Source organism: Mycobacterium sp. WUMAC-067 (assembly GCF_020217485.1).
GTDB lineage: Bacteria > Actinomycetota > Actinomycetes > Mycobacteriales > Mycobacteriaceae > Mycobacterium.
Genome location: NZ_JAEKMI010000040.1, coordinates 1 through 22795 on the forward strand (window position 1 = coordinate 1; position 22795 = coordinate 22795).

The following is a 22795-nucleotide window of genomic DNA, read 5'->3' on the forward strand; positions in this document are numbered from 1 at the left end:
GCGGGCGCGGGAGCCGCGGGCGCCTGGACAGGAGCCGGGGCCGGGGCCGCGGGTGCCGGAGCGGGCCGGGTGGGCGCCACCACGACGTTCTCATTCGGGCTGGGCCGCACGTTCGCCGTCGGGCGGATGGCGATGGCCAATGAGACGACCAGCGCCACCACGCCGATGACGAAGACCGCCGCCACCGCGCTTCCGACCAGCTTGAAGTTGCGCCCGCGGTAGTCCGCGCCGACCAGCTCGGTCGCGGCGGTCTGCGAGCCGGTGAAGAACTCGTCGGGGTCGTCGGGCACGGCGCTGTACGCGAGGGCATCCACCCCCGCGTCACCGGGCGCGTCGAAGTAGCCGGGTGCCACGGCGAGCGGATTGATCGCACCCGTGCCGGGATCCTGCGCGTACGCCAGGGCGGCGGTGGACGACGCGAACAGCGGCGCATGCGCCGATGCCAGGGCAGCGCCGCGGGCCAGGGCTGTGTCCGGTTCCTCGGCCGCGGTCAACGGCAGGGTGGTCGCCGCCTCCAGCGCGGGCTTGATCAGCGGGATATCGATGCCGGAGCCGACGACGAACACGGCGTCCGGGCGGCTTTCCATGTTCTCCGCGCCGGAGACCAGGCGGGTCAGCTCGGCCACGGCGGCCTCGTCGTCTTCGGGGAGGACCTGGCGCCGGACGTCGGCGATGGATCCGTCGGCGCTGTCGACGACTGCCAGCGTCGCGGTGTCGGGCTCGATGTACAACAGCGCGGTCTGCGCGTAGTTGGTCCGGTGGCCGACCGCTTGGGCCAGCGCGGCCGCGGCCAGGAAGGCCGAGACCAGCATCACATTTTCGACCTTGTGGGCGGCGAGCTTGTCGCGCAGCGCGGCGGCCTCGACGGGGTCGGTGAACGTCACCCCGGTCGACGCCAGTTGGTAACCACCCTCCGCTGCACCCTGACGCGTCCCCAAGATTGCGGAGACTACCTGGTCGGAGGCGGTTGCGGTTGCTGCGTCAGCGGCCGCCGGGACTTCGAAATTGTCTTCATCGACGGTGGCCCCGTCGCCGTTTTCCCCCTCGACCAGCACCATCCGGACCGCGGTCGGCGCCATCGACACACCAAGTACGGTGTCCAAAGCTCCTCCAATAGTCGGTTGCTAGCCCATTCCCGGTGAGGACGTCGCCGTCGCACGAGATGATGGCGCGCGACGTCGCTGAGTCCCCTCCGTATTCCCCTTGTAACCCGATTTTACGCGTGATCGGCGGTCTGGGGGTGGGCCGGAACCCGCCCGGGACCGGACTACGGGACCGGAATTTGGGGCCCCAAATGGCGGTGCAGCCAGTCGTCCCAGTGTTCGTGGTCGCCGGAATGCGGCGAGGGCGGCGCGGGCGTCTCGGGCGTCGCCGGTGCAGGGGCCGACGGCGGGGGTGACGGTGCCGGCGGTCCGGCGTTCGGGGGCGGTGGGCCCTTCGGCGCGACGACGGTCGTGCTGACATCCGGTGCTTGGTCCGCGTCCGGACCGCTACCGAAGACCAGCGCCAGCGCCAACGCCACGAAGCCGGTGACGAAAATGATCATCACGCCGACGACCGCGGCCGCCGGTTTTCGGCTGCGGCGCTCGCGGGACGAGGTGTCGCGCGCGTCGACGTCACGGGCGGACCCGGCCGCCGCGGTCGAGGAAATCCGCGCGGAAGGCATCGTGATCGTCCGCGGCGCCCCCAGACGCGCGTTGGCCGCGGCCAGCGAGGCGCCGCGGGCCAGGGCCATCTCGGGTTCCTCGGGCGTGGTCACCGAGAGTGACGTCGCGGCCTCGAGCGTTGGCTTGATCAACGGGATGTCCACGTCCGAGCCGACCAGGAGCACTCCGTCAGGTCGCGCCCTCATCGATTCGGCACCCGAGACCATCGCGGTCAGCTTCGCCAGCGCGACGTCATCGCGGCCGGGCAGTGGGTGCCGATGCACGTCGGTGACCGCCCCGTTGGAGGTGTCGACGACCGCGAGGGTCGCGCTGGTGGGTTCGACGAGCAGCAACGCGGTGCGGGCCCAGTTGGTCGCGCTGCCCATCGCCTGTGCCAGCGCCGCGGCGGCCATCACCGCCGAGACCAGCGTCACGTCCTCAATCCTGCGCGCCGCCAACACATCTCGCAGTGCCGCCGCCTTGACCGGATCGGTCCAGCTCACCCCGCTCGATTTGAGCTGGTAACCGCCCTGGGCCGCACTGTTCCGGGTGCCGAGAATGGCCGCGACGATGTGATCGGCGGCGGCGGCAGGGGTCGTGTCGCCGACGACGTCGAAGCCGTCCTGATCGACGGTCACCCCGCCGGCGGCCGCACCTTCGACGAGGACCATGCGGACTGTCTCAGGTGCCATCGACACACCGAGTACGACCTCCACCGCTCCTCCAAATCGCCCGACGGTTGGTTGCTGTGCCGCGCCAGAACAGCTGTACCGGCGCCGCTTGGGGGTTCGCGACGCCACCCTAGCGTGCTGCGTGATCGGTGGCCGTGGTTGCCGAAGCCATGTCGTAGGCGCCGCTTGGCGTCGGGAGGTTCGACGAACCGAGGTTATTTGTGGCCGCCGCCACCGCCGCCGTGACCGCCGCCAAAGCCGCCGCCACCGCCGTGACCGCCACCGAAACCGCCCAATCCGCCGCCGCTGTGGCCGCCGCCGAAGCCGCCACCGGGGGCTGGTGCGTGACCGCCGCCAAGTCCGCCGCCGCTGTGACCGCCGCCGAAGCCGCCTAAGCCGCCGCCCGGGTTAGGAGCATGGCCGCCACCGAGTCCGCCGCCGGGGGCAGGGGCGTGCCCGCCTCCGAGCCCACCCGGTCCGCCCGCGCCGGGCGTCGGGATGTGGCCGCCACCCGAACCGGGCGTCGGAACGTGGCCACCACCCGAACCGCCCGAGCCAGGCGTCGGAACGTGGCCACCACCGGAACCACCCGAACCGGGCGTTGGAACGTGGCCGCCACCCGAACCGCCCGAGCCAGGCGTCGGAACGTGGCCACCACCGGAACCACCCGAGCCCGGCGTCGGCACATGCCCACCACCCGAACCGCCCGAGCCCGGCGTCGGCACATGCCCACCACCGGAGTTACCGGGAGCGCCCGGCTTGGGCGGGGTGCCTTCACCGGGAGGCGTTTGGTGCGGCGGCGACTGCGGAACGGTGCCGCCGGCCTTCGGCGGCGTCGGCGGCTGAGGGACACGCACCGGCGGTTGGGGCAGCACCGGTTGAGGGACCGACAGACGCGGCGGGGCCTCGAACAGCGGCGGCCTCACCACCGGGTTGGGAACCGGGATGCGGATCGGCACCGGAACCGGAACCGGCGGAACCACGACAGGAACAGGAATCACCGGCGGGGCCGCCGGAACGGGCGGGGCTTCCGGCGGCGGCGCCGCGGGCAGCGGCACGGCGACCGGCGGGTTCAAGGGCTTGGGTGCCGCCACCGGCGCCGGCAGGCTGATCTGGGGCTCCGGCGCGGACGCCTGCACCGGCGCCGGCGCCTGCTCGGTGGGAACGATCAGGTGCTGGTTCGGCGTGGGCTGCAACGCGACGGTTCCCGTCGTGCGGATGCCGATCGCCAGCGCGATCTCGAGCGCCAACACCGCGCTGATGGCGGCGACGGCCAGCCCGCTCCCGATCAGCAAGGCCGGCCGCCGCTGCGGCTGGCTCTCTTCAGGAAGGAAAAGCTTTTCAATGACGACCGTCGGCGAGTCGGCGTCCTCATCCCCCACCGCGCTGTAGGCGAGTTCGTCGTCGGCCTCGGGACCGAAGGGAACATAGAGGTATTCGGGCAGGGAGTGCTGGTCGACCGCGCCGGTACCGGGGTCCTGCGCATAGGCCAGCGCGGCGGTCGAGGAGGCAAACAGCGGCGCGTTCGCCGACGCCAGCGCCGCCCCGCGGGCCAGCGCCGTGTCCTCGGCCACACTCACGTCAAGCACCGTCGTCGACTCCAGGGCCGGCTGCAACGGGGCGACGTCGACGCCGGAGCCGACCACGAACAGGCCGCCCGGTACTAGTTCCAGCTTCTCCAGAGAGGCGACCATCGCGCCGAGTTGCTCGGCGGCGGCGCCGTAGGACTCGGCGTGGATCCGCTGCTTGTAGACATCCGGGATCGAGCCGTCGGACGTCTCGACCACCGCCAGCGTCGCGGTATCGGGCTCCACCAGGAGCACCGCGGTGCGTTCGTAACCCATTGCGCCGCCGACGTTTTGCGCCAGCGCCGCCGCAGCAAGAAACGCCGAGACTAGCATCACGTTGTCGAGCCGGTGAGCGGTCAGCGCGTCGCGCAGAGCCGCCGCTTCGAATTGATCGGTCCACGTCACCCCGATGGACGACAGCTCGAGGCCGGCATCGGCGGCGCCCTCGCGGGTACCCAAGATGGCCGAGATCACTCGATCGGGTGCGCTCGCGGTCGCTGCGTCATCGGCGGCGGTGACGTCGATCGCGTCCTCTTCAACCGTGGCGCCGTCGGCGTATTCGCCTTGCAGGACAACCATTTGGATCGACGACGGTGCCATCGACACCCCGAGCACAATATCCAAAACAAACCCCTCCAAAGGCATTGCGGTGGACCACGGCCAGGCGGAGGTAAAAACCATGGCTAACTAAGTATCGCGCAGAACGGGGCCGAGCGGGCCCCGCAGAACCTATGTAGACGATATGAAGTTCTGATAGGAGCGCGAGGGCGTGGGTCCTCGCTGGCCCTGGTACTTCGAACCCACTCGCGAACTGCCGTAAGGATGTTCGGCCGGGCTGGTCAACCGCAAAATGCACAGCTGGCCGATCTTCATGCCCGGCCACAGCGTGATCGGCAGGTTCGCGACGTTGGACAGCTCGAGGGTGATGTGACCGCTGAAGCCGGGATCGATGAAACCGGCGGTCGAGTGCGTCAGCAGGCCGAGACGGCCCAGGGACGACTTGCCCTCCAGCCGTCCCGCGAGGTCCTCGGGCAAGGTGATGAGCTCCAGCGTCGAACCGAGCACGAACTCGCCGGGATGCAGCACGAACGGCTCCCCCTCAACGGGTTCGACCAGGCTGGTCAGCTCGTCCTGTTGCTTGGCCGGGTCGATGTGGGTATAGCGGGTGTTGTTGAACACCCGGAACATGCAGTCGAGGCGCACGTCGATGCTGGACGGCTGCACCAGGGCGTCGTCGAAGGGGTCGATACCCAACCGCCCGGCGCTGATTTCGGCCCTGAGGTCGCGATCGGAGAGCAGCACGCGACGAGCCTATCTGCTGCGCAGCGGATTCAGCGGAGATAGACCTCGTCGCCGGTCGGATATCCGCCGCCGGTGGTCGTGACGTGCACGTGGTCGTAGTGGCCGAGCCGGCTGGCCTGCGCTCCGCCGGGGGTGTAGTAGACGCCGCGCCAGATCGCGTCCTGGATCCCGAACCGGGTGGCGTTCTGCATCACGTAGGCGACGATCGAGTTGCCCAGCGCGATGCCCTCGGCGCTGTCGGGGTTGGGGATCATGACGTCGAGCGCCAACCCGCGGGGATGCCAGGGCAGCGAATCCGGCCGCACCCCACCGATCTCGTGGATCTGGGGGAACTCCGCGCTGATGCTGCGCTCGACCAAGATCGTGCGGACCTGGAGGCCCTGCTCCGGCGCGACGCCGGCGGGCAGGAAGCGCGATCGCGTGTGGTAGCGCGATGCCGCGGCGGGCTCGCCGTCGACCAGCGCTTTAGCGGGCCGCTTCGACGCGGCTGTCACGATTTGCACGCAACAGGGGGCGGGCTCGCTGATAACGGGTTTGGCCTGGTTGTGGGGCGCAGATGGATGCACGTCGGCGGACACCGCGAAGAACACCGCCGCGGGGGCGAGCACTGCTGCCAGGGCCACCGACGGTTTACGTCGCTTCCTGGCTAATTCGTGTCGACCCACCCGGAGCACATTACGTTGCGATAACGAAATAATAAATCTGAGCGTTATGAGAATAGTTAGATAGGCGTCTTAGATTTCGCGGCTGCGCTCTTAATCGGGTTGTCGGGGGAGGTCAGGCCCCCGCTTGGGCGAGCGCGCCCACCGGCGGATGCTAGCCTGCTGAGGCGACTGTGCCGATGTAGTTCAATGGCAGAACATCAGCTTCCCAAGCTGAATACGCGGGTTCGATTCCCGTCATCGGCTCCACGTTTAGCTGGGCGTATCGCCCGCGTCGCAAGTTTGCCGGAAGGCGTCCGACCCCGCCGCGACCCCGGACCGCGCTGCGGCGTAGACCGGGGCTAACAATCGTCGCCTCAGAAACCTCATCAGCCGCATCCGCTACAGCGGCCAATGATCTAAGCAGAGGAAAGTCCGAAACCTGGGATATCACCCAGCGTGTCGCGCCCGGTTGTCCTACCCCAGCCATAAACTGACGCACGATGCTCGAACACACGAGCGATGCGGAATCGCGGCCCACGGCGGGCAGAAGGACCAGACCATGACGACCACGGACGACAAAGAGCAGTGGGCACCCCTCGACATCGGGGAAGACGAGATCGAAGTCTTCACCGCCCTCCGCGAGGACGTCCCGGAGCATCTGTACAGGTCCGTGTGGACGTGGATTTTCGGCCGGTTCAGATCGACGTCCGGCGGCGTAAGCGGGCTATTCAACGTCGGACTCGCGAGGGAGTGCGAGCGCGTTCTGAAGATCAGCATCCCCGACAGCGGTCCACATGCCGACGGAAGCTTCCGAGCGTTGCAGTCGGTCGTTGACGGGCAGCCGCCGAAAGTCACGTGGCGCTTAGTCGATTTTCTGCTGTCCAAGAATTACTACAGCGTGGGCTCAGCCAAAAGCTTTGACACCATGCTCGTCGAAGCCGGGTCCGCATGGACGGTTGGCGAGCGCGCCGGCAAGGTTGGCCTCGTCAGGCGTTTACCGGAGGGGGTTCAGGTCGCGGCTGAAAGGATCCTTCAGCTGGGCACTGCCGGAAAGCGGCTGGTCCGCGCGTGGGAAGCGGCATTCGGTGTCAATCCTGACCCGAGCAAGGCTTACTGGTTCGCCGTCAAGGCGGTCGAGGACGCCAGCGCCCCGGTCGTCATCCCGAACGATTCCGGCCCGACGTTGGGCAAGGTCATCAGTCGAATGGAGCAAGGCGGCCAGTTCAATCTGCCGCATCTCCGCGAAGATTCACGAGCAGCGACGCACGACGTGTTGCTCGGCATGATGCGGATGCTCTGGGTCGGGCAATACGACCGCCACGGCGGCCTGCCGCAGTCACCACTACCAGACGACGTCACCCAGGAAGAGGCGGAGTCGGCGGTGATCTTGGCGGTCAGTCTTGTCGGCTGGTTCGAGAGCGGTCACGTCCAGCAGTAGTCAGGTCGGACAGGCGATCGAGAAGGGAATTGAAGCAATGGGTCGGAATGTCGGAAGAATCGGCGGCGCGGTCGCCGGCATCATCGCGATCATCTTCGGACTATTGGACGTGCAGGACAAAGTACCGCGGTCAGTGCTCATCACCCTTGGAGCGTTGGCCATCGCTGGCGTCGTTTTGGACTACCTATGGCAGCTCCGAAGCGGCGGTGGCGCGGCCGAGTCGCAACGCATTGAGCAGAAGCAGACCGGCGGCCGGAACTCTACCAATTATCAAGCGGGGCTTGATATCAATATCAACCAGCCGTCGCAGACGGACGAACTGTGACACAAGAACAAGAGGGCGGCGACGGGTCGACCAACAACCAAGCCGGTCGCGACGTTAACGTTCACCACCACCACTACGGCGTTACCGAGGCGCGCGTTCGGGAGATCGCAGTCGAACTGTGGCAAAACAACGCTCCACGACTGACCGCCGAGGCCAACGACACATACGACGGTCGTGCCATGAAGATGACAACCGAGATCATCACCAAGACAGTTCAAGTAGATCCCGATCTGCTTGAACGCTTCAACGACCCAAGGGCACAGGTCGCGCTCTTGAAAGCCCAACAGGCGTACGGGGAAACCGGCGACGAGGAGCTGGCCGCGATCCTTTCAGGACTCGTTGTCGCACAGGTGGCGGAGTCAGCGCGGACGCGCCAAGAAATCGTAGCGCGTGAGGCAATCGAATGCGCACCTCGCCTGGCTGCGCAGCACCTCAATGCCCTGGTTGTAATCGTCTTACTGACCAGAATGAGTTATCGCAACGCTATCGACGTAGACAGTCTTCTGGATGCTCTTGACGCGCAATTTCGTCCGTACTACGACTCAATACCAAACGATCAGTTCGAGTACACGTTCATGGGCGCAACTGCCGCGGGTATCTATCTGCCGGGACTCGGACGAGACGTCTACAACCAGTTATTTATCGCGCATCCCAACGCGATGTATCCCCCGTTTTCGCCTAACGACCTGCCGACGGAATGGACCGTCACGGAAGAAGCCGGGGTTGAACTTGGGGCTATGTTCTGGCTGCAGCAGGCCGATCCGATTGAGAACAGCACCGTGAAGTTGCGGCCGGACGCGGCGGACATCGTTCTGCGAAGTGATCCGAACGCACAACCTCCGCTTACCGAGATACAATCTAAGCTAAGGGAATTCATCAAGGATCGTTCGATCACTCAAGAACACTTTGTCGCGCGACTGCGTGAGAAGAAGCCAGAGATGGCGCGATTCCTTGATACGGTGACATCGACGATGGCGCTGCATTTTCAGCCCTCGGCCGTAGGCCTGATGCTCGCGCGACATGCCGTAGCGGTTCGGTCTCAGCGCACCGCGGAAGAGATGGACAAGATGTTCGCGGTAAGGGCCTAACGCCGCAGCGGCACAACGTTTCCACCTAAAGTCGGCCTCGGAGCGGCCATCGCGTCGAGTGCGGACATGGCGGCGGAGTGGTCATCGATGTTGAACAGGTGGGTGTAGATGTGCTCGGTGGTGGTGACGTTGGCGTGACCCATGAACAGCGCGACCTCCCGAACCTTGATTCCCGCCAGCGCACACAAGCTCGCCTACGTGTGGCGGAGGCTGTGGAACTTCAGCTCGGCCGGTAGCGCGGGCCTTGTTGCCGGTGGCTGCGACAAATCGGTTCGCCCGCAACACTGCAGGCCGGTACACGGCTTTGTAGAAGGTGGCATGCCGCAGCGGCTCATCCCAGTTCAGCTGCAACCGCTCCTCCGCCTCGGCTACCGAGAGATCCGCCAGGGCCGATGCCTGACGATGCGCCTTCGCTTGTGAGCTAAGCGGTGCCAGTGCGTCGGAACTCCCGGCAACCGCCACCGGGGTTGTCCGTGCGCCGGTCGGCTTCGGCGCGACCAGAGTCATCCCCGGGAACAACGGGGCGGTCGGGACATCGGCGTGCGGATGCACTGCCAAGTAGTCCGGCAAGATCTGGATTGTTGCGGCGGCTAGCGGAACCTTGCGGAAGCTGCCGTGGGTCTTGGTGTCGAGGTATTCGATGACGGGGCCGACTGGACGCGCCGAACGCTCAACGCGCACAGCACCAGGCTCAATGTCCCCGACTTGCAGACCGGCCAGCTCTGCCGCCCGTAGCCCCGACCACCCCTGCCAGGTGCACCATGACGTTGTACGGCCACGGCATAGCGGCGACAAGGCTTTGCACCTGTGCAGCGGTGAGGAACTGGGCTCTGTCCACAACGCCCCGTTTACCGCCCCGAGCACCGGGGTGTTCGATGACTTACATGCTCAAGGCAAACTGTGCCTGAACCTCTCTGACGAATTCCCAGCTGAGGACTGGGGTTTGCATCATTGCAACGCCGCATGGGAGACCGACGAAGGCGAACATGCTGATTCATGGCTCAGTGGACCCCGAAAGCACCGAACAGCAATACAGCCCTCACTCAATGCGCGACGCGCTGGTGGAGCTGCTGGACAGGCTCTGCACGAGCAACCCGAATTACGCAGGACCGCTGAACTTCGAGCTGCGACTCAGGTCTGGACAGTTGTTGATGCTCTGACAACGGTTGACGATTCGGTTGGCCCCTGCTTCGGGGGCCTTCCGGCTCGGCGTCCCGAGAAAGCAGAAAAGGCACGGAGCGCGGGTGTGCAGCCCGACGTGCCTCTTCTCCAAGATGTAGGCGGGACTCGAATCCGCGGCCTTCCCTTTAGTCAGAAGGGCGCTCTATCCGCTGGGCTACTACATGTCTTTGGGATGTCTTTGGGCTAAAACGAGCATGGCACACATGTCCGAGATCGTCCGCTTTCGACCCCGAATTGGGCCCGCACCTCGCCGTGCCGGGGCCGAACGGACACCGTCCCGGACGCGTACCGACGTTGGGGTTGACCAGTGCAAACGCAACCGACTGGGACCCCCCGACGACACCCAAATGCCCGGCGGCATGTACCGCAACCAAGTGTGGTTTCCCTACCCGGGCAGCAACGTCGTGTTGTGTCAGGGCATGTGTGGTCAGATGATTTATATCAACCGCGCAGCGGAGATGGTCGCCGCCAAGTTGTCCACCCAGTCGGACGTCGGGGACCCGCAAATGCTGTTAGCCACGCTGCGCGCATTCGATGCGGTGGCGTACGAACTGGCCCGGAACCGCTAGTCAGCCCGAGATTCCGCCGACCAGCCACCCACATCGCCGGACCAAACGTGCCGTAGCCAAAATGTGACCGACGCGTGGCCAAATATCCACGTGCCCTTGCGCTTTCGCAGGTCAGACGCCATTTATCATCCCTATTGCAACTATGTCAGTTAAAAGGGAAATGGGGCCATGCGGACGGGTGTTCGGTGTGTTCTTGCGTTGGTCGGGGTCGCCACAAGCGTGGTCGTGGCGCCGGCGGGCGTAAGCCTGGCGGCGGCCAACCAGTCGCATGGGCCTGCCATCGCGTCGGTTTCACCGGCGCGCGGCGAAGTGGTGGGTGTCGCGCACCCCGTGGTGGTGACGTTCCGCGCACCGGTTGCCGACCGACGGGCGGCCGAGCGGGCCGTCGAGGTCAAGTCAACGCCCGCGATGACCGGCAAGTTCGAGTGGCTCGACAACAAGGTCGTCCAATGGGTGCCGGACCGATACTGGCCGGCGCACAGCACAATTGCGCTGACGGTAGGCCAGGCGACCTCGGAGATCAAAACGGGTCCCGCCGTCATCGGGGTGGCCAGCATCTCACAGCACACGTTCACCGTGAGCATCGACGGAGCCGAGGCGGGACCGCCGACCCAACTCCCGGCGCCGCATCACCGGCCGCACTTCGGGGAGCAGGGCGTGATGCCGGCCTCGCTGGGCAGGCCGGAATACGCGACGCCGGTCGGCTCGTACACCGTTCTCTCGAAAGAGCCTGCGGTGACCATGGATTCGAGCAGCGTCGGCATTCCCGTCGACGACCCCAACGGCTACCTGCTCACGGTCAATTACGCCGTCCGCATCACCAGCCGCGGCCTGTTCGTGCATTCGGCCCCCTGGGCCGTCCCCTCCCTGGGCCTCGAGAACGTCAGCCACGGCTGCATCAGCCTGAGCCCCGAGGACGCCGAGTGGTACTACAACCACGTCAACGTCGGCGACCCGGTGATCGTCCAGGAATAGCGCCTCACTCACACCGGCCTGCCTCGAGCGTGGGGCTAGGTACGAATCCCTTTCATCTTTCGTCCATACCCCACGCGCTCGGCGAGCCACTAGCAGCGGCCTCGCAATCGAAGCTCCGCACCCACTTGCAGGACGGGTGCGGAGCTTCGATTCTGTTGACAGAACGGGCTTTTGACGACGGACACGCAACGGAACGGGCCCGCTGGTAGGAAACCAGCGGGCCCGCCTAAACCGGAAAGAGCGTCAGCTCGACGGCCCGGGGCGAATCGGCTGACCGGACGTCGGCCCGCCGGTGGGCGCCGGACCGGTCGGCGCGTCCTTCACCCCGGCCATGTCGATGATCGGAGCGGCCGCCTCCAAGGGAGCACCCGCCACCGGCCCGCCCAGGGCGATCAGCGGCGCACCGGCGGGCACCACCGGCACCGGCGGCACGACCGGCACGGGCGGCGCGAGCGGCAATGGCGGCACGATCGGCACCGGAGCACCGAGCGGCACAGGTCCGGGCACGGCCATGGGCACGCCGGACATGTCAGTGAGCGGCGCCGCGCACATGTCCGCCGGTGCGCCCGCGGCGACGGGACCTCCGGCGGCCGGCGCCGCATCGCCCGCTTGCCCCTGGATGCACGCGTGGCCGCCCGTTATCAGCGGGGCGGCCGCCGCGTCGGGGCTCAACGCTATAGCTGCTCCGCACAACCCAGCGCCGGCAACTACTTTCATGTTGAACCGATCGACGATCGCCATCAGCGCCAACTCTCCTTTATTCACGCTCAGCTACTCCCGCAATCAATCAGTGCAGCAGGCCCGCCTAGCCGTACCGAGGCCGTCCTTTTCACGACCGGGCCAATTGTCAGCAGCCGACACGCGACACGAGCCACGCCGCACCGCGCCGTTTCCAAATGGTGACGTCACAACGCTGTCACGAATCGGAACACCGTCGGCAGGCATCGCTGACCTGCGCCGACACGCGTGCGTTCTGGGGCTTCGCCCGGGTCGGCCACGGACTTCGAATCCCGCGGACTTTATTTACCCGCAGGTCATTCACAGGGAAATTTTGATGCACAAAGTCTGTCCAGGAGGTTACATAGAAGTGAACACCGTGAGAGCAACTGTTGACAGACGGAGGGGATGGGCATATGGCAACACGTCGTCTAGCTGGCGGTTTGGTCGCCTCAGCGCTGTTCGGCGCCCCACTTCTCGCCGGCCTCGTCTGGGCCAGCCCCGCGCAGGCCGACGCGGCCAGCTTTCTCAGTGACATGCACAAGGACGGGATCCACGCGGTGACCGGTGGTGACGCCGCGCTCTTGCAGGCGGGCCTGAACATCTGCCAGCAAATCTCCTGGGGCGCCCCGCCCGCCCAGCTCGAGGGCCTGGCGCTGCAGCGCTCCGACGAACGGCAGGGCACAGGGGGGCTCAGTCCTCAGCAGGCCGACGACATCGTCGTCTTCGCCATGCGTGACCTGTGCCCGAGCTAGTCACGCTGAGCTGAGTTCTCGCGCTCCGCGCGCCCGGCCGCGCGGCCAATCTTCGCCGACTATTCATCCTCCGGATTTTCTGCACGGCGGATCATGCACTTTTGTGTAAAGGTGCATCATCGCATCGCGCAGAGACACAAGGAGAAGGTTGGATGGCGGCACGCAGGCGGTACGGCCGGTTGATCGGCGCGGCGCTGACGGCGGGCCCACTTCTGATCCAAGGGATTGTCTGGGCCGGCCCGGCGCGGGCCGACCAGGCCGCCTTTCTCAACGACCTGCACAACGCCGGGATCCACGCCGTCGACGGCGGCGACGACGCGCTGTTGCGGATGGGCGCGGATCTCTGTCAACAGCTTTCGTGGGGCGCTTCCCCGCAGCAGCTGGAGCTGCTGGCCCTGCAGCGCTCCGATGCCGACCAGGGCTCCGGCGGGATCAACGGCCGGCAGGCCGCGGACGTGGTGATCTTCGCCCTGCGCGACCTGTGCCCCAACGCCTAGCAATGAGCTAGTCGCGGCGGAGTCCGCGCTAAGGTGACACTTGAGTGAAGCTGAACGCACGGAACCTGACCGGTCTCGACATCCCCGTCCCGACCTATGACCGCAGCCAAATCGGCATCGGCATAGCGCATTTCGGCGTCGGCGGCTTTCATCGCGCCCACCAGGCCTCCTACATCGACCGTCTGCTCAACGCCGGGCTCGCGCGGGATTGGGGCATCTGCGGTGTGGGCGTGCTGCCGGGTGACCGACAGATGCGCGACGCGCTGCGCAACCAGGACCATCTCTATACGCTGATCCTCGAACACGCCGACGGCACCCGAGAACCCCGCGTCATCGGCTCCATCGTCGACTTCCGTTATGCGCCTGAGGATCCCGATTCGGTCATCGAGCTGCTCGCCGATCCGGCGGTCCGGATCATCTCGCTCACCATCACCGAGGGCGGTTACCAGCCGCCCCTGAGCGCCGTGTTCGGGTTGGTGGCCCAGGCGTGCGAGCGGCGCCGAACGCGCGGCCTGCCCTCGCCGACCATCGTGTCCTGCGACAACATCGTCGGGAACGGGGACGTGGCCCGGCGCGCGTTCACGTCCTACGCGGAGCGGGTCAATCCCGAACTCGCGCAATGGATGCGCGAGAACACGAGATTCCCCAACTCGATGGTCGACCGGATCACGCCGGTGACCACCGCCGACGTGGTGGAGCGGCTGGACTCCGAATTCGGCGTGCGCGACGCGCGGCCCGTCGTGGCCGAGCCGTTCGCCATGTGGGCGATCGAGGACGACTTCGCCGACGGGCGCCCGCCCTTGGGCCGGGCCGGTGTGCAGCTCGTCGACGACGTGGCTCCGTACGAGGCGATGAAGCTGCGGCTGCTCAACGCCGGCCATCAGGGCCTGTGCTATTTCGGGTACCTGGCCGGATACCGGCTGGTGCACGAGGCCGCCCAGGATCCGGTGATCGCCGAATTCCTTGACCGCTACCTGGATTCGGAGGCGATGCCGACGCTGACACGCATCCCGGGTCTGGCCGAGTTCCGCGACCAGCTCCTCCCCCGCTTCGCCAACGCTTACGTGCGCGACACGATCGCCCGGCTGTGCGCCGACTCTTCGGACCGCATCCCGAAATGGCTGCTGCCGGTCGTGCACGACAATCTGCGCTCCGGCGGCCCGGTGCGGCTCTCGGCGGCGATCGTCGCGAGCTGGGCGCGGTATGCCGAGGGCGTCGACGAGCAGGGCCGACCGATCGAGGTGATAGATCGGCTGGCCGACTCGTTGGTGCCGCTCGCAAGTTCGCAACGCGACGATCCGGACGCATTCCTGGCCAACCGCTCGCTGTTCGGCGACCTCATCGACGCGCCGCGCTTCCGCGAGGCCTACCTGTGGGCACTGGACTGCCTGTACCGGCGCGGCGCGCACGCCACGCTGCGGGCGCTGATCGGGGAGGACGCGCCGTGACGCTGGTCGCCGGGATCGACTCGTCGACCCAGTCCTGCAAGGTGCTGGTGTGTGACGCCACCACCGGCGCGGTGGTCCGCGAGGGACAGGCCGGCCACCCGGACGGGACCGAAATCGACCCGGCCGCATGGGAATCCGCCGCCCGAGAGGCCATCGCGGCCGCGGGCGGGCTCGACGGCGTCGACGCTCTGGCCGTCGGCGCGCAGCAGCACGGCATGGTGTGCCTGGACGAAGCCGGGCGGGTGGTGCGGCCCGCGCTGCTGTGGAACGACGTCCGCTCGGCCGACGCCGCGCACGCACTCGTGCGCGAGCTGGGCGGACCGCGCGCCTGGGCCCAAGCCGTGGGCGTCGTGCCGCTGGCCGCGATCACCGTGGCCAAGTTGCGCTGGCTCGCCGACCGCGAGTCGCGGAACGCGGACCGCACCGCGGCGGTCTGCCTGCCCCACGACTGGCTGACGTGGCGGCTGCGCGGTGACACCGACATCGCGGCGCTGACCACCGATCGCAGCGACGCCAGCGGCACCGGCTACTACGACGCCGCAACCGGCGCCTACCGCGTGGACCTGCTGGAGCTGGCGCTGCGCGGCCGCCGTCCGCAGCTGCCCGCCGTGCTGAGCCCGTCGGCCGGAACCACCAGTGGTGCAACAACGTTCGGCGCGGGCCTCGGCGACAACGCCGCCGCGGCGCTGGGGCTCGACACCGACGTGGGCGACGTGATCGTCTCGATCGGCACCTCGGGGGTGGTGGCCGCCGTCACCGCGGATCCGGTCCGCGACGACGCGGGCTACGTCGCCGGATTCGCCGACGGTACCGGGCGCTACCTTCCGCTGGTGTGCACGCTCAACGGCGCGCGGGTGCTGGACGCCGCGGCCGCGATGCTGCGGGTCGACCACGACGACCTGTCCCGGCTCGCGCTGTCGGCGCCGCCGGGCAGCGAGGGCCTGGTCATGGTTCCCTACCTGGAGGGCGAGCGAACACCCAACCGGCCCAACGCAACCGGGGCGCTGCACGGCCTGCGGGTGTCCAATGCGACCCCGGCGAACCTGGCCAGGGCCGCGGTGGAGGGGCTGCTGTGCTCGCTCGCCGACGGCGTCGCGCATCTGGCCGCGCGCGGCGTCGTCGCGCGCCGCATCCTGCTGGTGGGCGGCGGCGCCCAGTCCAGGGCGCTGCGCGAGATTGCGCCGGCGGTGTTCGGCATGCCGGTGCTGGCGCCCGCGCCCGCGCAGTACGTCGCGGCGGGAGCGGCGCGGCAGGCGGCCTGGGCGTTGAGCGGCTCGGCCCGGCCACCAGCGTGGGATCCGCCGCCGACGCGCGAATACACCGCCGGCCCCTCGCCGGAGGTGGCGGCGCGCTACGCGCGGGTGCGCGACCTCACCGAGGGGGCCGCACGTCGGGAAGCGGACGAAACACCGGAAGGATCCGGTATTTCGCGGTGAAGCGGGCCTGGTCGTATTTGTCGCCGACCTCGCCGTCGCGCGCAACGGCCGTGGGGCCGTCTACCGCGCTGAAGCTGAATTCGGGCACCTGCAGCTCGTGGTAGAGCGGGCTGCGTTCCAGCCGGCCCAGCGCCAGCGCGGTCAGGATCCGGGTCCTGGCCCACGGCCGGCCCGCTTCGAGGATGCGCACATCGATGAGGCCGTCGTCCATGCGGGTCCGCCGCGCGGGCGCGAACCCGGTGGGCAGGTACAGCGAATTGCCCAGGAAGAACAGCGAAGTCAGCAGCGTCTTGTTGTCGTAACAGATGCGCACCGGCTCTTCCTTGCGCAGCGTCCGCAGCATCGCGTAAAGACCGGCCAGCGGCTTGCCGATGCGTTTCTCGAGCTTTTCGCGCCGCCGCACGAACGCCGGGTAGGCGCCGATGCTGGCGGTGTTGAGCACCATCTGAGAGTCGTTGAGGCACACCAGGTCCACGTATGCCACGGTGCCGCGCCGGATCGCGCCGACGGTCTTGGCCACGGTGTCGCAGCCGATGTCCTTGGCGAAGTGGTTGAACGTGCCGGCGGGGAAGACCGCTAGCGGAAGCCCGGCGTCGATGGCCACCCCGGCGGCGGCCGCCACGGTGCCGTCGCCGCCGCCCACCGCGAGCACCTCGGCGCCGGCGGCCGCGCCGCGCAACACCTCCACGGGGTCGTCGTCGGGACCGAGCTCGCGGATGTCGGCCTTCGGCAGCTCGGCGCGCACCTCGTCGACGACGCGGGCCCCGGTGCCGCTGCCCGACTCCGGGTTGATGACCAGGACCACCCCGGCGCCGTCGGGCCGCGGCGGCGCCTCGACGCGCAGCGGTTCTGTTCGCGGGAGCGCGGTTTCGACGATGGGCGGCACGAGCCGGCCACCGAGCACAGCCAGGCCGGACCCGATCCCGAATCCGGCGATGACGTCGCCCGGGTAGTGCGCGCCGGTCGCCACCCGCGACAGGCCCACCAGGCCGGCCAGCAGCGCCAGCCCGAAGCCCAGCGGCGGGTTCTCCAGGCCCACCCCGACGGCGAACGCGGCCGCGCTGGCCGAATGCCCCGACGGCAGTGAATTCGACGTCGGGCGGCGGCGAACCTGCCGGACCAGGGGCACCAGGTCGTAGCCGGGGCGTGGGCGCCGCCGGATGCGCTTGGCGAACTGGTTGGTGACCAGGCTGGTGGCGGCCAGCGTCACCAGCCCGCGGGTGGCGCCGCGCTGCGCGCTTTGCCTGCCCGTGGCGAGCAGGGCCGCGCCGATGGCCAACCACAGCTTGGAATGGTCGGCCGCGCGGGTCAGCCGCGGCATGACGGTGTCCAGCAGCGGGGTGTCCGTCTCGGCGATCGCGTCGAACAGTTCGCGATCCAGGGTGCCGAGTCCTCGGGTGATCTGTTTGATGCCGCGCGCGCGTCGCCAGGGCCGCCTGTTCATTCGCTCCACCCTAACCATGGGTGACAATCGACCGGAAAGACATGGACGCACAGGGCTATTGCACGAGATGGCGGGAGAACGCCGAACGCCGCGGCGTGCCCCCGCACGCGGTCGCCGAGATCGCCCGCCGTCACGACGTCACGCGCGCCAGCTTCGCGGTCCTCGCGAGGATGCAAGAGATCGAGGACCCGGCCGGCCAATCCTTCTTCCTGCTGCCGCCCGGCGCCCGCGGGGGCGACGCCCGCACGGCGGCGCTGATGACCTACATTCTCAACGCCGGCACCGACTACGGCGCGCCGGGAACGCGGCCCACCGACTTCCCGGCCACCCCCCACTGCGCCGCCGAGGTGACGCGAATCCGCCTGCGGCAGCAGGCAAACCGCTGGAGCTACACCCGCGACGTCCCCTTCGTGCACCGCAACGGGGGTCGCCTGGTCACCACACCCAACGGCATGCTGATGGGGCTGGGCGGCAACTGGATCCAGCGGCTGTTCAGCCAGCGGGGCGGCACCACCTGGGGCGACATCTTCATGGTGAACCTGGGCCGTCTCAGCGACCCGGCTGAGCAGTTGCGCCGGATCGTCGCCTCCGGGCACACCTGGTGCCTCGACGGCGACGGCGACGGCGCGCCGCGCTGCACCCGCCTGGATCTGGACCGGGTGCTGCACCACGAAGAACGGCACGCGCAGCAATGGGCGGACCGCGGCTACCTGGGCATGCTCGCCGGCTACGGCCGAGAGCTGTTCCGCGAGTTGGCCTTTGGGGCGGCCAACAGGCTCGAAGCCGACGCCGGCCTGGCCGACGGCGGCTACAGGGCGTGAAGCCCGTGGTAGAGCACCATCGCGCCGATCACCACCAAGACGGCCGCGAGCAGCGCAGCGTTGTTGCGGTCCATCCAGTCCTTGAGGCGCGCCAGCGTGTCGTCGAGGCGGCTGCCGGCGGCCACGTAGGCCAGGATCGGGATCGCGACGCTCGACGCCGCAATGGCGACGAAGAACGCGGCGGCCGCCCAATCGCCGGCGGCGCCGAGCCCGCTGGTGCCGATCCCCAATCCGGCCGGGACGCAGATGAGCGCCACATCCGGGCGCACCAGGGCCAGCACCGCGCCGGTGATCCCGGCGCGGGCAGGGGTGATGTTGGCGAACGAGCGCATCCACGCCGGCGACTCGGCCTGCCCGTGCCGGCGAAGCCACCGGAAAATACCGAACGCGATCAGCGCCGCCCCCAGCACTACCCGCAGCCACGACGACCACCGCGGCGGCTCCTTGTCCAAGCCGCCGAGCAGGCCGGAGGCCGCGACCGCCAGCGCCGTCAGCGCGGCCAGGCTGAGCAGCCAACCACCCAGAAACGCCAGGCTGCTCGGCCGCGGCCGGGGCGCCTGCAGCACCAGGACCGCCGGGATGACCGTCAGCGGCGACAGCGCGATGACCGCTCCGAGCGGGACCAGCCCGGTCAGCACGGTGCCCCAGCTTCCTGCCATGGGCGGCATCCTCCCATTGCCGCGCCGAAGTGACGCCAAAACGCGCCGGAGTCGCCCGAACGCGGGGTCAGACCAGCGCGCGAATCCCGTTGTAGAGCACGATCAACCCGATCAGAAACAGGATCACGGCCAGCATCGCGTCGTGGTTGGCTTCCATCCAGGCCTTGAGGCGTTCCAGGGTTCCCTCGAAGCGGTCACCGGAGCCGGCGTAGGCCAGGATCGGGATGGCCACCGTCGACGCGGCGACGACGACGAAGATCGCGGCGGCGACCACCTCGCCGCCGGCGCTCAGGCTGCTGTTGCCGACGGCCAAACCCGCCGCCGCGCACAGGATGAGCACCTCGGGCCGCAGCGGCACCAGGACCGCCCCCACCACCCCGGCGCGCGCCGGGGAGAGCGTGGAAAACGACCGCATCCAGCGCGGCATGCTGCGGTTGCGGTGCCGGGTGAACCAGTGGAACGCCGCCAGCGCGAGCAGCGCCACCCCGAAGGCCAGGCGCACCCAGGACGCCCATTTCGGCGGGGTCGCGTGGAAACCGCTGAGCGCCTCCGAGCCGGCGACGAACGCCGCGGTGAAGGCGACCAGCCCCACCAGCCAGCCGCCGAGGAAGGCGAGACTGGCCGGGCGCGGCCGGGGCGCGTGCAGCACCAGCACCGCGGGGATGACCGTGATCGGTGACAGCGCAATGACGGCCGCCAACGCGACGAGCTTGCTCAGGACCGAGGCCCAACTTGCGTCCACGGGCAGCAATCATCGCATTGCGCGGTGCGGTCAGGCTTTGCGGCGCAGCGTCCAGGCCGGCACCCAGTGCGTCACGGTTTTGCGCTGCGATCCGTAGGCGACGGGATAGGTGACCAGGCCCCACCAGTCGCCCTGCTCGCACAGGGCCCAGCAGCTCAGCCACCCCTCGACGACCTTGTGCAGTTGCAGGCCGTTGGGCTGATAGCGGCCCGAGCGGTGCGGCTCGCGCGGGAAGAGCACCGTCAGGTCGACCAGCACGGCGATGGGCGGGCGGACCACCCGAAACGGGCTACGGACCGGTTGTCCGTTGTACCCGATCGAGGCGAGCGGTCCCATCGATCGATCATACGTTCGAATCGAAGGGCCGAGCCGGCCGATCGCGCCGGTCCGGTTCTGGCACCATAGCGGTGTGTTCAGCCCCGGCGTGCTTGGCGGCCGCCGACCGGCCGCAGTGGCCGCGCTGGACCCGTTGCTCGTCGCGGCGCTGGCCGTCGCGGTGAGCATGGCCGGGGCCGCCCGGCCCTCGTTCTGGTACGACGAGGCCGCGACCGTCTCGGCCTCCTACAGCCGTTCGCTGGCCCAGATGTGGCACATGCTGGGCAATGTCGATGCCGTCCACGGCCTGTACTACCTGCTCATGCACGGGTGGTTTCAGGTCTTTCCGCCCACCGAGTTCTGGTCCCGCGCGCCCAGTGGCCTGGCGGTGGGGGGCGCGGCCGCCGGCGTCGTCGTGCTGGGCAAGCAGTTCTCGTCGCGGACCGTCGCGGTGGCCTCCGGGGTGTTCTGCGCGATCCTGCCCCGGGCCACGTGGGCGGGCATCGAGGCGCGCCCTTATGCCATGTCGATGATGGCCGCGGTGTGGCTGACCGTCCTGCTCGTGCGCGCCGCGCGCCGCGACTCCCGGTGGCTGTGGCTGTCTTACGGTGTCGCGCTGGCGTTCTCGATCGTGCTCGACGCATACCTCGCACTACTGCTGGCGGCGTACGGCATCTTCATCGGTGCCTTCCATCGCGGCCGAACCGTGTTGGCGCGCTTCGCCATTGCCTCGGCCGCGGCGGTGGGCGCCCTGCTGCCGTTCCTGCTGACGGTCGCCGGTCAGGCGCACCAGATCAGCTGGGTGGCCCCGATCGGTCACCGCACCATCGAAGACGTGGTGATGCAACAGTATTTCGAGCGAAGCCCCCCGTTCGCCATCCTGTCGGCGCTGTTGATCTGCGCGGCGATTGTGTTGTGGCTCAGCGGGTCCGCGCGGTTGGCGCCGTCGGAGCGGCAGCTGTTGGTGCTCGCGGCGGGATGGCTTGCCCTCCCCACCGCCGCGATCGTGACCTATTCGGCGCTGGTGCACTCGATCTACACGCCGCGCTACCTGTGCTTCACCGCGCCGGCGATGGCGCTGGTTCTGGGCGTCTGCGCTGGCGCGGTGGCCGCCAGGCCCTGGGTCACCGCCGCGCTGGTCGGTCTGTTCGCCGTGGCGGCGGCGCCGAATTACGTTCGGGCGCAGCGTAACCCGTACGCCAAATACGGGATGGACTACAGCCAGGTGGCCGACCTGATCACCGCGCAGGCGGCGCCGGGCGATTGCCTGCTGGTCAACGACACGGTGACGTTCATGCCGGCACCCATGCGCCCGCTGCTGGCGGCGCGCCCGGACGCCTATCGCAAGCTGGTCGACCTGACGCTGTGGCAACGCGCGACCGACCGCAACGACGTCTTCGACACCAACCTCATCCCCGAGGTCGTCGCCACGCCGCTCAGCCACTGCGGGGTCGTCTGGATCATCACCCAGGCCGACCCGTCACAGCCGGCGCACGAGCGGGGCGCGGCGCTGCCGCCCGGTCCCCGCTACGGGCCGACCCCGGCGTTCGCGGTGCCGCACGACCTGGGCTTCCGGCTGGTCGAGCGGTGGCAGTTCAACCTGGTTCAGGTGCTCAAAGCCACGAAATGACCGCTACCAGATGCGCAGGTAGTCCACCAGCATGGACGACGGGAAGACACCCGCGGCGGGGTCACCGGCGCCCACCCCGCCGACGGCGAGCGTGAACATCGGCGTCATCCAGTAGCCTGGGTTGTTGAACGGCCACCGGAAGTCGTCGGGGGCGCCGCCGGCGACGTGGATGGGCTTGTTGGGCACCCTGTAGTACTGCGCCCCGTCCCGGAAGAACTCGAATCCCTCTTCGCCCCAATGCATTCGCCACGTGTGCCAGTTGCCGTCGACCAGACCGGGAATCGACCTGCCCTCCCAGGTTTTCCCGTTGGACGCCGCGTGGACCGTGGTGCCGGGGGCCCAGTCGCCGTTGCCGTACCACTCGAAGATGTCGACCTCGCCGTCGGGCAGCGGATCCTCGTTGACACCCCAGAACGACGGCCACAGGCCGGGGAACAAGCAGTCCAGCTTGATCCGCGCCTCCCAGGTCTGGTTGATCACGCTGCGGAAGTTGCCGCGCAGCTTGCCGCTGTAGTAGGTGTTGCTCATCAGATCGTGGGTGGCGCACAGGACGAGGTTGGAATTGCCGTCCTGGTACACGTTTTGGCGATCGTCGCGGTAGATCCCCTCCACGGGCGGGAACACGTCGTCCTGCCAGGTCTGAATCGTCCACTTGCCCGGATCGGGCGCCGAGCCCGCGGGCCCGTCGAACTCGTCGGCGAAGATGTAGGACCCGCCGCCGGCCGACGGCGGCGCCTGCGGCGCCGACGGGGTGGCCCAGGCGCCCGGCAAGCGCATCGCAGCCCCCAGCATGCCGAGCCCCGACATCAACATCATGCTGCGACGATCCATCTACAAACCACCCATCGTTGAAAGCCGGCTCGTCAAACCCGGCGCGATCTCCCCAGGCAACTCTCGCAAACGGTGTTATAACACCACGCGGT

Annotated in this window: 23 protein-coding genes, 2 tRNA genes and 1 pseudogene; 13 read left to right on the forward strand and 13 right to left on the reverse strand. The window is 68.4% G+C overall.

Features of this window, described 5'->3' with window-relative positions; all coding sequences use genetic code 11:
• From JF781_RS21925 to JF781_RS21945, 5 genes are all read right to left on the reverse strand, one after another.
• A partial coding sequence (locus tag JF781_RS21925; protein WP_225330026.1) for a hypothetical protein occupies positions 1–1058 on the reverse strand: 1058 nt, incomplete at its 3' end.
• A 209-nt stretch (positions 1059–1267) separates the two neighbouring features.
• The gene (locus JF781_RS21930; RefSeq protein ID WP_225330003.1) at positions 1268–2362 is read right to left on the reverse strand and encodes a hypothetical protein; all 1095 of its coding nucleotides are present in this window, start codon (positions 2360–2362) and stop codon (positions 1268–1270) included.
• A gap of 170 nt (positions 2363–2532) precedes the next feature.
• A complete protein-coding gene (locus tag JF781_RS21935) occupies positions 2533–4566 on the reverse strand; it encodes a hypothetical protein (protein WP_225330004.1) in 2034 nt (677 codons plus the stop codon).
• A 48-nt stretch (positions 4567–4614) separates the two neighbouring features.
• Positions 4615–5187, reverse strand: coding sequence for a dCTP deaminase (dcd, locus tag JF781_RS21940; RefSeq protein WP_225330005.1), 573 nt, complete (start codon positions 5185–5187; stop codon positions 4615–4617).
• A 29-nt stretch (positions 5188–5216) separates the two neighbouring features.
• Positions 5217–5852 (reverse strand): hypothetical protein, encoded by a 636-nt coding sequence (locus tag JF781_RS21945; RefSeq protein WP_225330006.1) that lies wholly within the window; start codon positions 5850–5852, stop codon positions 5217–5219.
• A gap of 172 nt (positions 5853–6024) precedes the next feature.
• Here JF781_RS21945 and JF781_RS21950 point away from each other — a divergent pair.
• From JF781_RS21950 to JF781_RS21965, 4 genes are all read left to right on the forward strand, one after another.
• Positions 6025–6098, forward strand: a tRNA-Gly gene (locus tag JF781_RS21950).
• A gap of 292 nt (positions 6099–6390) precedes the next feature.
• Complete coding sequence (locus JF781_RS21955; protein WP_225330007.1) at positions 6391–7269, forward strand: hypothetical protein; 879 nt, start codon at positions 6391–6393, stop codon at positions 7267–7269.
• A 37-nt stretch (positions 7270–7306) separates the two neighbouring features.
• On the forward strand, positions 7307–7594 hold the full coding sequence (locus JF781_RS21960; protein WP_225330008.1) for a hypothetical protein: 288 nt from the start codon (positions 7307–7309) through the stop codon (positions 7592–7594).
• Positions 7591–8682, forward strand: a complete 1092-nt coding sequence (locus JF781_RS21965; RefSeq protein ID WP_225330009.1) for an LPO_1073/Vpar_1526 family protein — start codon at positions 7591–7593, stop codon at positions 8680–8682. The genes JF781_RS21960 and JF781_RS21965 overlap by 4 nt, the downstream gene beginning before the upstream one ends.
• Here JF781_RS21965 and JF781_RS21970 read toward each other — a convergent pair.
• Positions 8679–8870, reverse strand: coding sequence for a hypothetical protein (locus JF781_RS21970; protein ID WP_225330010.1), 192 nt, complete (start codon positions 8868–8870; stop codon positions 8679–8681). The two genes, JF781_RS21965 and JF781_RS21970, sit on opposite strands and share 4 nt — an antisense overlap.
• A gap of 798 nt (positions 8871–9668) precedes the next feature.
• Between JF781_RS21970 and JF781_RS21975 the strand changes: the two genes are divergently transcribed.
• Positions 9669–9842, forward strand: coding sequence for a hypothetical protein (locus JF781_RS21975; RefSeq protein WP_225330011.1), 174 nt, complete (start codon positions 9669–9671; stop codon positions 9840–9842).
• 112 nt (positions 9843–9954) lie between these two features.
• Here the strand turns inward: JF781_RS21975 and JF781_RS21980 are convergent.
• A tRNA-Val gene (locus tag JF781_RS21980) sits at positions 9955–10027 on the reverse strand.
• Between the two features lie 169 nt (positions 10028–10196).
• Between JF781_RS21980 and JF781_RS21985 the strand changes: the two are divergent.
• Both JF781_RS21985 and JF781_RS21990 read left to right on the forward strand, forming a co-directional pair.
• Positions 10197–10433, forward strand: a pseudogene (locus JF781_RS21985) (hydrolase); the annotation flags it as partial.
• Between the two features lie 168 nt (positions 10434–10601).
• Entirely contained in the window at positions 10602–11408 is an 807-nt protein-coding gene (locus JF781_RS21990) for a L,D-transpeptidase (protein ID WP_225330012.1), read from the forward strand.
• Positions 11409–11651: 243 nt separating this feature from the next.
• Here JF781_RS21990 and JF781_RS21995 read toward each other — a convergent pair whose 3' ends face one another.
• Positions 11652–12149: a hypothetical protein gene (locus JF781_RS21995; RefSeq protein WP_225330027.1), complete on the reverse strand. Its 498-nt coding sequence runs from the start codon at positions 12147–12149 to the stop codon at positions 11652–11654.
• 392 nt (positions 12150–12541) lie between these two features.
• Here JF781_RS21995 and JF781_RS22000 point away from each other — a divergent pair, with 392 nt between their 5' ends.
• The 4 genes from JF781_RS22000 to JF781_RS22015 all read left to right on the forward strand — a co-directional run bounded on the left by JF781_RS22000 (position 12542) and on the right by JF781_RS22015 (position 16261).
• Positions 12542–12880, forward strand: coding sequence for a DUF732 domain-containing protein (locus JF781_RS22000; protein ID WP_225330013.1), 339 nt, complete (start codon positions 12542–12544; stop codon positions 12878–12880).
• Positions 12881–13032: 152 nt separating this feature from the next.
• Positions 13033–13377 carry a DUF732 domain-containing protein gene (locus JF781_RS22005; RefSeq protein ID WP_225330014.1) on the forward strand — a complete coding sequence of 115 codons (345 nt, stop codon included), beginning with the start codon at positions 13033–13035 and terminating at the stop codon, positions 13375–13377.
• A gap of 44 nt (positions 13378–13421) precedes the next feature.
• Complete coding sequence (locus tag JF781_RS22010) at positions 13422–14825, forward strand: mannitol dehydrogenase family protein (RefSeq protein WP_225330015.1); 1404 nt, start codon at positions 13422–13424, stop codon at positions 14823–14825.
• Positions 14822–16261, forward strand: coding sequence for an FGGY family carbohydrate kinase (locus JF781_RS22015; protein ID WP_225330016.1), 1440 nt, complete (start codon positions 14822–14824; stop codon positions 16259–16261). The genes JF781_RS22010 and JF781_RS22015 overlap by 4 nt, the downstream gene beginning before the upstream one ends.
• Here JF781_RS22015 and JF781_RS22020 read toward each other — a convergent pair.
• Complete coding sequence (locus JF781_RS22020) at positions 16197–17705, reverse strand: bifunctional phosphatase PAP2/diacylglycerol kinase family protein (RefSeq protein ID WP_225330017.1); 1509 nt, start codon at positions 17703–17705, stop codon at positions 16197–16199. The two genes, JF781_RS22015 and JF781_RS22020, sit on opposite strands and share 65 nt — an antisense overlap.
• Before the next feature lie 41 nt (positions 17706–17746).
• On the opposite strand from JF781_RS22020, the gene JF781_RS22025 reads away from it, so the two are divergent.
• The gene (locus JF781_RS22025) at positions 17747–18526 is read left to right on the forward strand and encodes a hypothetical protein (RefSeq protein ID WP_225330028.1); all 780 of its coding nucleotides are present in this window, start codon (positions 17747–17749) and stop codon (positions 18524–18526) included.
• Here JF781_RS22025 and JF781_RS22030 read toward each other — a convergent pair.
• From JF781_RS22030 to JF781_RS22040, 3 genes are all read right to left on the reverse strand, one after another.
• Entirely contained in the window at positions 18514–19185 is a 672-nt protein-coding gene (locus JF781_RS22030) for a GAP family protein (protein ID WP_225330018.1), read from the reverse strand. The two genes, JF781_RS22025 and JF781_RS22030, sit on opposite strands and share 13 nt — an antisense overlap.
• Positions 19186–19252: 67 nt before the next feature.
• Positions 19253–19927: a GAP family protein gene (locus JF781_RS22035; protein ID WP_225330019.1), complete on the reverse strand. Its 675-nt coding sequence runs from the start codon at positions 19925–19927 to the stop codon at positions 19253–19255.
• A gap of 30 nt (positions 19928–19957) precedes the next feature.
• Positions 19958–20263 carry a hypothetical protein gene (locus JF781_RS22040; RefSeq protein ID WP_225330020.1) on the reverse strand — a complete coding sequence of 102 codons (306 nt, stop codon included), beginning with the start codon at positions 20261–20263 and terminating at the stop codon, positions 19958–19960.
• Between the two features lie 73 nt (positions 20264–20336).
• Here JF781_RS22040 and JF781_RS22045 point away from each other — a divergent pair, with 73 nt between their 5' ends.
• Complete coding sequence (locus JF781_RS22045; RefSeq protein ID WP_225330021.1) at positions 20337–21872, forward strand: glycosyltransferase family 39 protein; 1536 nt, start codon at positions 20337–20339, stop codon at positions 21870–21872.
• Between the two features lie 3 nt (positions 21873–21875).
• Here the strand turns inward: JF781_RS22045 and JF781_RS22050 are convergent, their stop codons facing one another.
• Positions 21876–22703, reverse strand: a complete 828-nt coding sequence (locus JF781_RS22050) for a family 16 glycosylhydrolase (protein WP_225330022.1) — start codon at positions 22701–22703, stop codon at positions 21876–21878.
• Between the last annotated feature and the right edge of the window lie 92 nt (positions 22704–22795).